This window comes from Paenibacillus rhizolycopersici, from assembly GCF_014947195.2.
Taxonomy (GTDB): Bacteria; Bacillota; Bacilli; order Paenibacillales; family Paenibacillaceae; genus Fontibacillus; species Fontibacillus rhizolycopersici.
This window is the reverse complement of the sequence record NZ_JADCNN020000003.1, coordinates 272,735-287,182: the sequence shown is the minus strand read 5'-3', so window position 1 is coordinate 287,182 and position 14,448 is coordinate 272,735. Positions and strand designations below refer to the sequence as shown.

Genomic DNA, 14,448 nt, shown 5'->3' with positions numbered 1-14,448 from the left:
CGGTCGGACGGCGTTTGGGCCTCCGGCCGATAAGCGGGAGGAAGACGGATGGAAACTTACAAGCTGCCGTCCGCTCCGTTAGAAGAGCGGGTAGCGGATTTGCTGTCCCGGATGACGCTCCGGGAAAAGGTGGGCCAACTCAATCAGCGGATGTACGGCTGGGACGCTTATGTGCGGAAGGGAGAAACGTTCGAGCTGACCGATGCGTTCAGGGACGAAGTAGCCAAAGGCGGCGGAATGGGCGCGCTGTACGGTTTGTTTCGCAGCGACCCTTGGTCGGGGGTGAATTACGAAAACGGCATAGCCGCGGCGGATAGCGCGAGGGTGGCGAACATGGTGCAGCAGTACGTGCTGGAGCATACCCGGCTGGGCATTCCCGTCCTGTTGACGGAGGAATGTCCGCATGGCCACCAGGCGCTGGACGGGACGCTGCTGCCGGTCAATCTCGGCGCCGGGGCAACCTGGAATCCCGAGCTGATGGAGCGGGCGTACGCCCATGTGGCGGCGGAAATCCGCAGCCGCGGCGCGCACGTGGGGCTGGTCTCGGCGCTCGATATTTTGCAGGAACCGCGCTGGGGGCGTTCGGAGGAATGTTACGGCGAGGATCCTTATTTGGCCGCCCGCTTCACGGAAGCGGCGGTGCGCGGAATGCAGGGCGACGAGCCTCGGAAGCTGGATGCGCCGGACCGCGTCGCGGTCGTCCTGAAGCATTTATGCGCGCAGGGGGCGGCTCAAGGCGGGCGCAACGCCGGTCCGGCGGCCATCGGGCCGCGGGAGCTCCGGGAGATCCACCTCCCGGCTGCCCGGGCGGGGGCTCTTGCCGGAGCTGCAGGTTTCATGGCAGCCTATAACGAAATTGATGGCGTGCCGTGCCATGCCAACCGTGATTTGCTGACCGGCATCCTACGGGAGGAATGGGGCTTCGAAGGACTGGTGATGGCAGACGGCTGCGCGGTAGACCGGCTGTTGGCGCTAACCGGCACCTATGAGTCCGCGGCTGCTCTCGCCTTGGCGTCGGGCGTCGACCTCAGCTTATGGGATACCGCTTTTTCCACGCTGGAAGAGGCGGTACGCCTAGGACGGGTGCAGGAAGCGGAGATTGACCGTGCAACCGCGCGCGTGCTGCGGCTAAAATTCCGGCTGGGGCTGTTCGATCGGCCTTACGTGCCGGAGCTCCGGGCCATTTCCGTTGTCGGCAGCCCGGAATTCCGGGACGTGAACCTGCAGGTCGCCCGCGAATCGGCCGTGCTGCTCAAGAACGAAGGCGACTTGCTGCCGATCGTCGGCCGAACGCGGAGGATCGCGGTGATCGGCCCGAACGCCGACCGCTTGTACAACCAGTTGGGCGACTATACGAGCGTCCAGCGCGAAGGGACGGGCACGACGGTGCTGCAGGGCATCCGTTCGTGCGCCCCGGAAGAGACCGAGGTCGTGTACGCCCTGGGATGCGGCATCCGCGACCGGTCCAAGGCGGGCTTCGCCGAGGCGGTTGCAGTTGCCCAGGGCGCGGACGTCGCGGTACTCGTGCTCGGCGGAAGCAGCGCCCGAGAGTTCGGAGGCGACTTCGAAGACAACGGCGCGGCGATCGTCAAAGAGGGCAGCCCGTCCGAGATGGACTGCGGCGAAGGCGTCGACCTGGCTGACCTTTCGCTCGGCGGAGTCCAGCGGGAACTGCTCGAGGCCGTTGCCGCCACCGGCACGCCGGTCATCGCCGTCATCGTGCAAGGCCGCCCGCATGCGCTCCTCGACGTCGTCGATTTATGCGGTGCGGTCCTCTGCGCGTGGTATCCCGGCACGGAAGGCGGCCGGGCGATCGGGGAGCTCCTGTTCGGCATCGCGAATCCGAGCGGCAAGCTGCCCGTGACGCTGCCGCGATCCTCAGCCCAACTTCCCGTGTATTACAACCAAAAGGATCCCGGACGAACCCGAAATTACGTCGATATGCCCTCCGCGCCGTTGTACCCGTTTGGCTACGGGTTGAGCTATACGCAGTTTGCTTATGCCCATTTATCCTTGTCCCGGGAAGTCGTCTCGACGGCGGAGCTGGAGAACGGGGAGCGGGTGAAGGTTCGCGTCGAGGTAGAAAATACGGGGGCCAGGAGCGGGGCGGAAACGGTCCAACTGTACATCCGAGCCCGGGAATCGGGCATCACCCGGCGGATTGCCGAGCTGAAGGGGTTCCACAAAATCGAGATGAACCCGGGAGAAAGTCGTGTCGTCGAGTTCATGTTGGGCCTGGAGGAGCTGGGGATCTGGAACCGCGAGTTGCGTTTTGCGGCGGTTCCTTGCATAGTCTCCGTTCAAGTCGGGGGCGACAGCCGCGACACTCTTTCCGCTGATCTGACCGTCACAGCTTTGCAGCATTATCCCGTTTGATCAGAAGTTAAGACAGTTAAGACTACAACAAGAAACAGGCCAACTCGGATGAGCAAACTTATGCCCACTGAACAAAAGGGATAATGGTGAAAAACGCCCGCACAGAGCACAAAGCGCCCGGTTTATTTCGTTTCCCGGAAAGCGCTGGGCGATTGGCCGGTTACTTTTTTGAACAACATGGAGAAATATTTGTCGTTCCCGTAACCGACCCGTGCGGCGACTTCATGAATCGGTGCGTTGGTTTCGCGGAGCAGTCGCTTGGCCTCCTCGATCCGGCGGGTGATGAGATAGTTGACGGGCGAGTCGCCAAGTTCTTTTTTGAACAGATGGGATAAATAATGTTGACTGACGTAGAGGGTATCGGCAATTTCCTTGAGCGTAATGCTGCGGGTGTAATTCTTATCGATGAACTGCTTGGTGCGGACGGTAATTTCGTTCTTGTCCTTCAAAGGATCAAAAGGATGCTTCACGTCAACGATCCGGTATAGGAGCGTGATCAGTGACATGAGCAGGTTGTTGCTGAGCGTCTCGTAGCCGAGCACTTGGGAATCGCATTCCTGCAGCATTTCCGACAGGTAGCTCTCGACTTTGTAGGCGTATTTTTCGCACGGGATCACCGGGTCGACGGAGGCGGGCAGCAGCTGCCCCGGCGGTACGCCGTCGATATGCACGTTGCCAACACCGCAGTAGATTAACTTAAACGGCTCTGGACTCACCGAACGTTCCTCATGCGGAACGCCTGCGTTATAGACAGCGACATCGCCGGGATGCACTTCGTAGGTCGTGCCCCCGATCCGGAATTCCCCTCGGCCTTCGACGATATAGATGATCTCGCAATAGTCGTGGATTTGCGGCGGCGCGTAGAAACGGCGTTCGTCCACGACTTGGCCGGCGTACAGCAGCTCGGGCGTTTTTTTGAAGCGGAAGCGGTCGCTTTTGCGATGAGGAATTTCGATTTTCGGCACGATGGGCTCCTCCCGAACGTTGGATACTCCCATTATAGCGGAAGCGAAGGCGAATGGGAGGAAATTGCAGGAAAATTACGCAGCGGAGAGGCGGTTCACTATTTTGCGGTGTTGCGGCGGCAAGAGGGCAATATAGTAGGTTCCCGAACGTACCGAGCCAACTTTAGAATGGGACTATAATTCATTGTCCAAGGAGGCAGGTTGGGTATGGTTGAAAACGGTTACAGATGGCGGGATGGATTTCCGAAAATCGGCATTCGTCCAACGATCGACGGCAGAAGACGGGGCGTACGCGAATCGCTGGAGGAGCAGACGATGAACCTGGCCAAGGCGGTGGCCCGGCTGCTAGAGGCGGAGCTCCGTTACCCGAACGGGCAGCCGGTGGAATGCGTAATCGCCGATACGTGCATCGGCGGCGTAGCGGAAGCGGCGGCCGCGGCGAAGAAATTCAAGGCGGCCGAGGTCGGCGTATCGATCACCGTAACGCCGTGCTGGTGTTACGGTACGGAAACGATGGATACCGATCCGCAGATCCCGAAGGCGGTATGGGGCTTTAACGGCACCGGCCGTCCGGGTGCGGTGTATTTGGCCGCCGTGTTGTCCGCGCATGCGCAAAAAGGGCTGCCGGCGTTTGGCATCTACGGCGAGGACGTACAGGACGAAGGCGACGACCGGATCCCGGCCGACGTGCAGGAGAAGCTGCTGCGGTTTGCCCGCAGCGGGCTGGCGGCGGCGCTGATGCGCGACCGGGCCTATCTATCGATGGGCTCGGTGTCGATGGGGATCGCCGGGTCGATGGTGAACGACGCCTTTTTCCAGGAGTATCTGGGAATGCGCAACGAGTATATCGACATGACCGAGTTCACGCGGCGGATGGAGGAAGGGATTTATGATCCCGAGGAATACGATGCAGCATTGGCCTGGGTCAAGGAAAATTGCCAGGAAGGTCCGGATAATAACCCGGCCCAGCTACAGACGACGCGGGAGCGCAAGGACCAAGAATGGGAGACGGTCGTTAAAATGACGCTGATCACGCGCGACCTGATGATCGGCAACCCGCGCCTTGCCGAATTGGGGTACGAGGAAGAAGCGCAAGGCCATCACGCGATTGCTTCCGGCTTCCAGGGGCAGCGCCAGTGGACGGATCACTTCCCGAACGGCGATTTCATGGAGACGATGCTCAATTCGTCGTTCGACTGGAACGGCACGCGCGCGCCTTACCTTTTGGCAACGGAAAACGACAGTCTGAACGGCGTCGGCATGCTGTTTGGGTATTTGTTGACGAATACGGCGCAGATTTTTGCCGATGTGCGTACGTACTGGAGCCCGGCCTCCGTGGAGCGGGTGACCGGCCATAAGCTGGAAGGACGCGCTGCGGGCGGTCTCCTGCACTTGATTAACTCCGGTTCGGCGGCGCTCGACGGAACCGGCGAGCAAATGAAGGACGGCGCTCCCATCATCAAGCCGTTCTGGGAGATCAGCGACGAGGAGGTCGATCGCATGTTGCAAGCGACGCAATTCCGACCGGCTTCGCTGGAGTATTTCCGCGGCGGCGGATTCTCCACCGACTATTTGACCCGTGGCGGCATGCCGATGACGATGACCCGGCTCAACCTGGTCAAAGGGCTCGGGCCAGTGCTGCAAATCGCCGAGGGGTACTCGGTGGATCTGCCGGAGCAAGTGCACGACACGCTGGATAAACGAACGGACCCAACGTGGCCGTCGACCTGGTTTGCGCCAAACCTAACCGGCAGCGGCGCGTTCGCTAGCGTCTACGACGTGATGGATCACTGGGGCGCGAACCACGGCGTGATTAGCTACGGCCATATCGGCGCCGATCTCATCACGCTGGCGTCAATCCTGCGCATCCCGGTCAGCATGCACAACGTGCCGAAGGAGAAGGTGTTCCGTCCGCGGGCCTGGGGCCTGTTCGGTACCGAGGATGCGGAGAGCGCAGACTTCCGGGCGTGCACCGCGTTTGGACCGCTGTACAAGTAAACCGTTACTCAAGCCTATAAAGGAGCTAAACGAGATGCAAAACATGGAAACACGCCAGGAGCTTTGCAAATATGCCCGTAAGATTGTGGAGAGCGGGTTGGTCGTGGGGCCGGGCGGCAACATCAGCGCCCGGGCTGGCGATAAGATGTATCTGTCGCCGAGCGGCTTCGCGCTCGAGGAGATCGAGCCGGAGAAGTGGATCGAGGTGGATATCCCGACGGGGGAAGTGACCGAGATCGGCCTGCGTCCGTCGTCCGAGGTGCTGATGCATCTATATGGCTACCGCCAAAAGCCCGAAATGGGAGCCATGGTGCATACACACCCGTCCCATTGCATCGCTTTTACGCTGATCGAACGGGACCTGCCGATCATGTTCCCGGATCAGGCCGCTTTGGTCGGTCGGACGGCGTTTATCCCGTATTTGATCCCAACGACGGATCTGCTGGCGAATGCGGTCGCCGAAAAGGTGAACGAGGCGAGCTCGATTTTGCTTGGGAACCATGGGCTGGTGACGACGGGCCGCAATTTGCGGGAGGCTTACTACCGGACCCAGGTCGTGGAGGAAAGCGCGAAAATTTACTTAAACGCGAAGGCGGCGGGTACGCCTGTCCCTTTAACGGACCAGGAGGTCGCGGACATCGCGGCGCTCGAAAGTGAAGACTACCGGATCACGCTGCTGCAAAAAATGAAGTGATTGGACGGTGAAGGTCATGTCATCGGAACAACAACATTTCCCTTGCGTCCTCGCGTTTGATTTAGGCGCTAGCAGCGGTCGGGCGTTCGTCGGCGAGATCATCTCCGAGCGCCTTGGTGACCCCTCCGGTGCCGGTGCCGACAACGGCTCTTCCAGCGTTCGGAAGCTGAATATCATCGAGGTTCACCGTTTCCCAAACGTTCCGGTCCAAATCGGCGGGCACCTGTATTGGGATACGCCGATGCTCCTGCGAGAGATCAAAACCGGCATTCGCAAAGCGTTCCAGGCCGGGTACCGGCCGGAGAGCTGCGCCATCGATACCTGGGGCGTCGATTTTGGCCTGTTGGATCGAAACGGAGAGCTGCTCGGCATTCCGTACCATTATCGGGATCGTCAAACCGAAGGAATGGTCGAGGAGGTATCCGCCCTGGTCGGCCCGGAGCGATTGTTCCGCGAAAGCGGACTGCAGTTTATGCCCTTTAACACGTTGTATCAGCTGTATGCCATGAGAAAAGCCGGTTCTCCCAAACTGGATCTGGCCGAAACGCTGTTGTTGACGCCGGATTTGCTGAACTATTTTCTAACCGGCCGGCGCGTTTGCGAATTTACGATGGCGACGACGACGGGGCTGTTCGATCCGGGAAGGGGCGCGTGGAATGTCGCATTGATGGAGCAACTCGGTATCCCGAGCGCGATACTTCCCGATCCTGTACCCCCGGGCACCGAAATCGGCGAATTGACGGCGGAGGTCTGTGCGGAGCTTGGCGTGCCGCCGATCAAGATCATCGCCGCAGCCTCGCACGACACGGAATCCGCGGCTGCGGCCGTGCCGGCGGATTCGCCGGCGTTCGGCTACCTCGTGAGCGGCACCTGGTCGCTGCTGGGGACTCAGATGGCGAAGCCGCTGCTGACGTCGGAGGTGCTGGAGCGCCAATTCTCTAACGAGGGCGGCGTGGACGGCACCTACCATTTGCTCAAAAACATCATGGGCCTGTGGATCCTCCAAGAGTGTAAACGCAAATGGGAGCAGGACGGCGAAGTCTACTCTTTCGCCGAACTCGTACTGCTAGCTGAGCAGGCCGCGCCGCTGCGCACCTTGATCGACCCGGATGACTTGCGGTTTATGAATCCGGTCGACATGCCGGAGGAGATCCGGGCTTACTGCCGAGAAACGGGCCAGCCGGTACCGGAATCGCCCGGTGCCTTCGCCCGCTGCATCCTCGAAAGCCTGGCACTCCGCTACCGCCAGGTGTTGGAGCAGGCCGAGGAACTGACCGGCTTACGGTTTGCCGGGCTGCATATGGTCGGCGGCGGCATTCAGAACGAGCTACTCTGCCGGTTTACGGCAGAAGCGATCGGTCGCCGGGTCTGGGCAGGACCGGTGGAAGCCAGCGCGATCGGCAATCTGCTTGTCCAGCTGCGAACCGGCGGCTGGCTTAAGGATTTGCAGGAAGGCCTCGCACTGGTCAAGGCATCCTTCCCGCTCCGGATTTACGAGCCGGAGTCTGAGGAAAGCCAGTCGGCTTGGGCCGCCGCCTATGAGCGATTCGAACGACTTGGGAGGTCGATGAAATGTTAAAAGGGATATCCAGCCTCCTTTCACCGGAGCTGTTGAAGACTCTGATGGAAATGGGGCATTCGGACGAGATCGTGCTTGCCGACGGCAATTTTCCGGCAGCCAGCCACGCCCAGCGCTTAATCCGCTGTGACGGTCACGGCATCCCCGCGTTGCTGGATGCCATCCTGCCGCTGTTTCCGCTCGACGTCTACGTGGACCACCCGGTCGCGTTGATGGCGGTCATGCCCGGCGATCCGGTAGAAACGCCGATTTGGGATGAGTACCGTCAGATCGTGAGCCGCCACCACTCGGCGGATCAGCCGTTCGAGGAAGTCGAGCGGTTTGCCTTTTACGAACGGGCCAAACAGGCGTATGCGATCGTCTCCACCGGGGAAAAAGCGTTGTACGCTAACGTGATTCTAAAAAAAGGCGTAGTAAAATCATAAGAAAAGTTATCGAATGCAAAGGGGGCTGCCGGAAGGCATGCCCCCTTTTAACGCCGAGAAAAAGCGTTTACAATAAAAGAGACCGCGGCCTCGGACAGAATGAGCAGATAGGGCTTCGGAGAAGGGGAGTGGACGGCAATGAGTTATACGGCATTGGTGACCGGCGCCGATCACGGCATCGGACTTGAACTGGTGCGCAAGCTGCTGGAGGAAGGCCACCGGGTGTTTGCCGGGAGGTTCAATTCGGCGGATCCAGGGCTGCCGGAGTTGGTATCGTCGTACGGCAACCGGTTGATTCTTGTGGACCTGGACGTGGGCAGCGATGCCAGCGTGCAGGCGGCAGCCGACAAGGTGCGGGAGCATACGGATTCGTTGGACCTCCTGATCAATAATGCGGCGATTCTGGGCGATATCGAAACGACGGTCCTCGGCGAGTTAAACTTCGAAGAAATGCTGCAGGTATTCAACGTCAACGCTTTGGGCAGTCTGCGGATGACGAATGCACTGATTAGGCTAATCCTAAACAGCGAGTCGCGGACGATCGCTAACATTTCCTCAGAAGCGGGAAGCATCGGTCAATGCTACAGGGACAGCTGGTTCGCTTATACGATGTCGAAGACGGCGGTGAACATGCATTCGAACGTCGTACATAACGGCGTGAAGGCGCAAGGCGGACAAGTGCTGATCCTTCATCCCGGCTGGGTGCAGACGTTTATGCGCGGGGAAAAAGATTCCGCCGCAACCCTCACACCGGAGCAATCGGCCGGCAAGTTATGGATCATTATCCGAGAGGCGATGGAGCAGCGGCGAAGCGAGCCTGCCGAGGCGCCGGTATTCCTTGATGTGGATGGCCATATCTTACCGTGGTAAACAAGTAGGATCCTTAATTGAAAATGGAGGTATCGACAAATGGAATACACGTACTTAGGACGTTCTGGAATAAAAGTGAGCAAGCTGTGCCTCGGCACGATGAACTTCGGAGTGAACACCGACGAGAAGGAAGCATTCCGGATCATGGACGCAGCGCTGGATGCGGGCGTGAACTTTTTTGATACGGCCAATATTTACGGATGGGGCGAAAACGCTGGGAAGACAGAAGAAATCATTGGCCGCTGGTTTGCCCAAGGCGGAAGTCGCCGCGAGAAAGTCGTGCTGGCCACCAAGGTTCATGGCGATATGAGCGATCCCCTCGACGGACCAAACAGCCCAGCCGGGTTATCATCCTATAAAATCCGTCGCCATCTGGAAGGCTCGCTGCGCCGGCTGCAAACCGACCACATCGAGTTGTACCAAATGCACCATATCGACCGCAACGTATCTTGGGATGAGCTGTGGGAAGCATTCCAAGTTTCCATCCTGCAAGGGAAAATCGGTTATGTTGGCTCCAGTAACTTCGCCGGTTGGGATCTGGTGAAGGCGCAGTATGAGGCGAAGAACCGCCATATGCTGGGCCTCGTATCGGAGCAGCATAAATATAATCTGCTCTGCCGTTTGCCGGAGCTGGAAGTGTTGCCAGCCGCCGAGCATCTCGGCATCGGCGTCGTAGCTTGGAGCCCGCTCGAAGGCGGATTGCTCGGCGGCAACGCGTCAAAGAAGCAAGCTGGCTCGCGCACGGCGAACGATAACCGCTACGAGCAGTTCCGCCCGCAGCTTGAGGCATTCTCAGCGTTGTGTCGGGAGTTGGGTGAAAGCGAAGCCAACGTGGCTTTGGCTTGGACTCTCGTGAATCCCGCGATGACCGCGCCGATCATCGGACCGCGTACGCTGGAGCAGTTCCAGGATACATTGCGGGTGGTCGATATCAAGCTGGATGAGGCCGCGTTGAAGAGATTAGATGAGATCTTCCCGGGTCCGGGAGGTTCGGCACCACAAGCTTACGCTTGGTAAAAGGGGATGACGGAGATGAGTAACACGCGGAAAAACGCATGGGTAATCGGCAATAACGCTGACGCGCCTTACCATCCGCTGAACGCGGTACAAGATGAGCTGGAGCGGATTCTGCAGGATGATTTCGAGCTTACGACCAGCCTGGATTACGGCATGCTGGCCGCTGGAACATTAGAGGAATACGATCTCTGCATCTCCTATACGGACCGTTGGGAGGACGCGGTTAGCGCGGAGCAGGCGGCGGGGCTGCTTACCTACGTGGCAAATGGCGGCGGGTTGCTTGTCGTGCATAACGGGATCTCCTTGCAGGTCCGACCGGAGTTGGCCCAATTAATCGGGGCCAAGTTTACGGAGCATCCGCCATATACGGAGCTTGAGTTCCAGGTAGTGGTCGGAGCTGGGCATCCGGTCGTGGAAGGGATCGAACCTTTTGTGCTGGCGGAAGAACCTTATCGCTTCGAATTCGATCCGTTTTGTGCCAAAGAGGTGCTGCTCAGGTACCACCATGAAGGCCAAGATTGGCCGGCGGCCTGGGCGCATGCTTATGGACTCGGCAAGGTCGTGTTCCTGATGCCGGGGCATCACCTCCCCACGTTTCAGCATCCCGAGGTAGCAAAACTACTGCGAGGCGGAGCGAAGTGGGCGGCAAAATAAATTTGTATGAACTGGACTGGTCCTTTCGAGGCGAAACTTCGCCTTGGGGACCAGTATTTTTTGTGATTCAAAGAGGTAAGGTCGACCCTCTTTCACCCCACCGACCCCCCTGCCACCCCTGTCACCCCCGACACCCTCCGTCAGCCCCACCGTCACCTATGTCTGCCCCCTTCCCTTAACGATTATCCCATTTGATCAGGTTACGGCCGGTCTTGAAATGAATCCGAATGAATCGGGACAACAAGAAGATCTTCCGAGATGAAAGTAGTTTAGGGAGAAGAAAACAGCCAAGAGGAAGAAAGTAACTTAATGAGAAGAAAGTAGCTTAATGCGAAAGAAAGTAGCTTAAAGAGAAAAAACAATTAAGTTTAAATCAGAATGTAGCAGTCCGAACGCAAGAAATGAAAGAAGCGAAAGAAACGAAAAAACGATGTAAGGCGACTAGAGCGGTAGTCGAGTCTATGATTAGGCCGCAGCTGCAAGGGGAGAATTCAGTTGACGGGCGATTAGTATGTGGTAAGAGATTGCTGTAACCGATACACACATGGAAAGCAACTTTAGCAGCCTCTGCTGTTGCGTTTCTTTCGTTCCAGCTAGATGCAGTTGCCGGCGTCCGGTGAATTCGTTCAGGTACGCTTGAAGATGCTTCGATCCTAAGGCAACATAGGTACTCTTCAGTGAATCCCACGCCTCTCTCACCAATTTTCGCAAGGGAGTATATAACCGAAAAGCCAGAGGGAACGACTGTACGGCAGAAGTACGAACATCCACATTTCGGGTGATAAACTCGTCGAGTTCAAGGCGGTTGGGCCTTCTTCCATCGCCTCTTTTGTGAGGCAACAGGCGTATTTTGACTTGCTCTGGTTCGCCTGATTCCGTTAGCGTGCATCCGGCTACGACCGCCGTGGCATGCGGGTGGGGGAACTGACACCGGGACGGGTTGCGACCGTACTGGTCGCTATTCACTTTCACATCACCACTCAGTAGTACCCGGGCATCGGACTCACCGAGGGTATGGCGTATTTTGTGCAGCATCAACCAGGCGGTCTTATAGGTGACCTGGATCACCTGACTTAGCCGCATCGCCGAGATGCCGTCGGGGAGCAGGAATAGCTCCAGAGCGCGAAACCACTTCATTAGAGAGAGATGTGTTCTTTCAAAAATGGTACCGACCAAAGGTGAAGTTTGATGCATGCATCGTCCACACTCAAACAAGGGGATACGTCGGGTGGTCAGGCGGGTACACCGAGGGTAAGCACAGCGTGGGCAGACGAAGCCAGTAGGCCACTTCATGGCAATTAACGCCTCTATGCAGGCCTCCTCATTCTGATAGAATCTGTTAATAATTTGAAGATCCGTATCCGAACTGTCTCCCATGATCGCTACCCCCATTTCAATGAAAATACGTACGTATGTTCGATATATGGTAATTTTACCAAACATACGCTCTCGAATCAAGCTTTTAACCTCACTTTAATAAACTTTTTTGCATTATTTTTTATTCACCATCTCCCTGGATAACTCGAATCCTGCAATCACTGCTTTCTGAGCTAAAGGGATAATCGTGGAGAGAGGTGTGAAGAGTACCCAATTACCAATTGCTTTAATCCGATAAAGCGATAAGTGCCCAAAGTCCAAAATTTTAATCGGTATTTTATGAAAGCGCTATACCCAAAACAAACCAAATCGTTTAAAATTGAAACAAACAAAAATAAAGGGAAAACCAAACAAACAAAAATGGAGGTAATTATGGTACAGAACTTATGGGACTCATCCAAAGCATCGGCTTTATCCACGGGATTGGAGCAACTCGTCTACCGTTCTAATTTACTTGGGGCAGACCGACGGGTGTGCAACTGGGGTGGCGGCAATACGTCGAGCAAAACCATGGAGAAAGACTTCCGTGGCCGGGATGTTGAAGTGATGTGGGTGAAGGGTAGCGGTTCGGATCTCGCAACGATGAAAGCCGGTAACTTCACCGGATTGCGCATGGACGACATTCGGCCCCTTTTTGAGCGGGAGGAGATGTCGGATGAAGAGATGGTGGCTTACCTGACGAACTGTATGATCGACGCCAAACATCCGCGAGCATCGATTGAAACGCTGCTTCATGCGTTTTTGCCCTTCAAGCATGTGGACCATACACATCCGGACGCGATCATCAGCTTGTGCTGTGCCGATAACGGCCAAGACATAGCCCGGGAAATCTACGGCAATCGGTTTGTGTGGGTTCCTTATATACGCCCAGGGTTTATGTTATCCAAAATGATCGCAGAGGGCGTACTGGCCAACCCGGATGCGGAGTTGGTGTTGATGGAAAAGCACGGGCTGGTGACTTGGGGAGAGACGCAAGAGGATTGTTACACCAAAACCATTGCCATTATCAATGAGGCAGAGGCGTATATTGAAGCGAAAAGCGGTACTCAAGCCGCGGAAGGCCGCGTGTTTGGCGGGCAGTTGGCTGAGCCGCTCGAAGCCGGACAGCGCCGAGCGATCGCGGCCGAGGTCATGCCGCTGGTCCGTGGGTTGGCGAGCGGGGAGAAGCCGGTCATCGTCACGTTCGATGACGAGGCGGACGTGCTCGAATTTGCCGGCAGCAAGGATGCGGGTGGGCTGTCGCAGATTGGAGCGGCTTGTCCCGATCACTTGGTGCACACCAAGGTGGTGCCGCTTTTCATCGACTGGAAGCCGGATGCCGCAGACGTCACCGGGCTGAAAGAGAAGCTGGCGGCAGGAATCGCCGATTACAAAGCGCGTTACCAAGCTTATTTTGAGCGCAATAAACAGGCGAATGACGCCATGTTTGACGCTGCACCGCGCGTCATTCTGATCCCTGGCGTGGGCATGCTGAACACCGGCAAAAGCTGGGTCAACTCCAAGCTGAGCGGGGCGTTATACCATCGGGCGATCGCAGTGATGAAAGGTGCAACGGCTCTCGGTCGGTTCGTATCGCTCAGTGAGAACGAGTCCTACAACGTCGAGTATTGGCCGCTTGAGCTGTACAAATTGTCATTGGCTCCGGCAGAAGCGGAATTCTCCCGCAAGGTTGCATTCATTACCGGAGGCGCTGGCGGGATTGGCAGTGAATCGGCTCGGCGACTGGCTGGAGAGGGAGCTCATGTCGTGTTGGCAGATCTCAATTTGGAGGGTGCGCGGAAGATAGCTGCCGAAATAAATGCCCAATACGGCGAGAACCGGGCACTGGCAGTGAAGATGGATGTAACGAGTGAAGAACAGGTCACGGCTGCTTACGCCGAAACAGCGTTGACCTACGGAGGCGTCGATATCATCGTGAATAACGCTGGGTTAGCGACGTCCAGCCCGTTCACGGAAACTTCGCTAAAGGAATGGAATTTGAATATGTCTGTGCTGGGGACGGGATATTTTCTCGTCGCGCGGGAAGCGTTCAAGCTGATGAAGGAGCAAAGCCTCGGCGGCAGCATGGTGTTTATCGGCTCGAAGAACTCGGTGTACGCCGGCAAAAACGTCACTGCTTACAGCTCCGCCAAGGCGCTCGAAGCTCATTTGGCCCGCTGCATCGCGGCCGAGGGCGGGGAGCTGGGCATTCGGGTGAATACGATTTTGCCCGATGCGATTTTGCAGGGCTCGGCCATTTGGAATTCTAACTGGCGGAATGAACGGGCCGCCGCTTACGGCATTGAGCCGGACCAACTGGAGGAATATTACCGCAAGCGCACGACGCTGCTGGTGAATATTTATCCGCGCGATATCGCCGAGGGCGTCGCCTTCTTCGCTTCGTCCAAGTCGGCGAAAACGACCGGCTGCATGCTGACGATCGACGGTGGTGTCCCGGCGGCGTTTGTAAGGTAGCATAAAAACCTAAGGGAGGTGCGAGGATGGAGCTGCTGG

Annotated in this window: 11 protein-coding genes and 1 pseudogene; 9 read left to right on the top strand and 3 right to left on the bottom strand. The window is 57.4% G+C overall.

The annotated features are described in order from the left end of the window. The first annotated feature begins 48 nt into the window (after positions 1-48). Positions 49-2,376, top strand: coding sequence for a glycoside hydrolase family 3 N-terminal domain-containing protein (locus tag IM700_RS05100; protein WP_193416468.1), 2,328 nt, complete (start codon positions 49-51; stop codon positions 2,374-2,376). A 122-nt stretch (positions 2,377-2,498) separates the two neighbouring features. On the opposite strand, the gene IM700_RS05095 is transcribed toward IM700_RS05100, so the two are convergent. Next, a complete protein-coding gene (locus tag IM700_RS05095; protein WP_193416467.1) occupies positions 2,499-3,341 on the bottom strand; it encodes an AraC family transcriptional regulator in 843 nt (280 codons plus the stop codon). A 207-nt stretch (positions 3,342-3,548) separates the two neighbouring features. Between IM700_RS05095 and IM700_RS05090 the strand changes: the two genes are divergently transcribed. From IM700_RS05090 to IM700_RS05060, 7 genes are all read left to right on the top strand, one after another. After that, entirely contained in the window at positions 3,549-5,339 is a 1,791-nt protein-coding gene (locus IM700_RS05090; RefSeq protein WP_193416466.1) for an L-fucose isomerase, read from the top strand. A 34-nt stretch (positions 5,340-5,373) separates the two neighbouring features. Continuing rightward, positions 5,374-6,033 carry a class II aldolase/adducin family protein gene (locus tag IM700_RS05085; protein ID WP_193416465.1) on the top strand — a complete coding sequence of 220 codons (660 nt, stop codon included), beginning with the start codon at positions 5,374-5,376 and terminating at the stop codon, positions 6,031-6,033. A 16-nt stretch (positions 6,034-6,049) separates the two neighbouring features. Next, the gene (locus IM700_RS05080) at positions 6,050-7,612 is read left to right on the top strand and encodes a rhamnulokinase (RefSeq protein WP_193416464.1); all 1,563 of its coding nucleotides are present in this window, start codon (positions 6,050-6,052) and stop codon (positions 7,610-7,612) included. Then, entirely contained in the window at positions 7,606-8,037 is a 432-nt protein-coding gene (fucU, locus tag IM700_RS05075) for an L-fucose mutarotase (RefSeq protein ID WP_155605708.1), read from the top strand. The genes IM700_RS05080 and fucU overlap by 7 nt, the downstream gene beginning before the upstream one ends. 138 nt (positions 8,038-8,175) lie before the next feature. Next, positions 8,176-8,907 (top strand): SDR family oxidoreductase, encoded by a 732-nt coding sequence (locus IM700_RS05070; RefSeq protein ID WP_193416463.1) that lies wholly within the window; start codon positions 8,176-8,178, stop codon positions 8,905-8,907. Between the two features lie 39 nt (positions 8,908-8,946). After that, positions 8,947-9,924 carry an aldo/keto reductase gene (locus tag IM700_RS05065; RefSeq protein ID WP_155605706.1) on the top strand — a complete coding sequence of 326 codons (978 nt, stop codon included), beginning with the start codon at positions 8,947-8,949 and terminating at the stop codon, positions 9,922-9,924. A gap of 15 nt (positions 9,925-9,939) precedes the next feature. Then, positions 9,940-10,578, top strand: coding sequence for a ThuA domain-containing protein (locus IM700_RS05060; protein ID WP_193416462.1), 639 nt, complete (start codon positions 9,940-9,942; stop codon positions 10,576-10,578). A gap of 465 nt (positions 10,579-11,043) precedes the next feature. Here the strand turns inward: IM700_RS05060 and IM700_RS05055 are convergent, their stop codons facing one another. Next, positions 11,044-11,715 carry a hypothetical protein gene (locus IM700_RS05055; protein WP_239483636.1) on the bottom strand — a complete coding sequence of 224 codons (672 nt, stop codon included), beginning with the start codon at positions 11,713-11,715 and terminating at the stop codon, positions 11,044-11,046. A 60-nt stretch (positions 11,716-11,775) separates the two neighbouring features. Further along, positions 11,776-11,955: pseudogene (locus IM700_RS23350) on the bottom strand (transposase); the annotation flags it as partial. A 372-nt stretch (positions 11,956-12,327) separates the two neighbouring features. On the opposite strand from IM700_RS23350, the gene IM700_RS05050 reads away from it, so the two are divergent. Continuing rightward, positions 12,328-14,409 (top strand): bifunctional aldolase/short-chain dehydrogenase, encoded by a 2,082-nt coding sequence (locus tag IM700_RS05050; protein WP_239483601.1) that lies wholly within the window; start codon positions 12,328-12,330, stop codon positions 14,407-14,409. Positions 14,410-14,448: the final 39 nt, after the last annotated feature.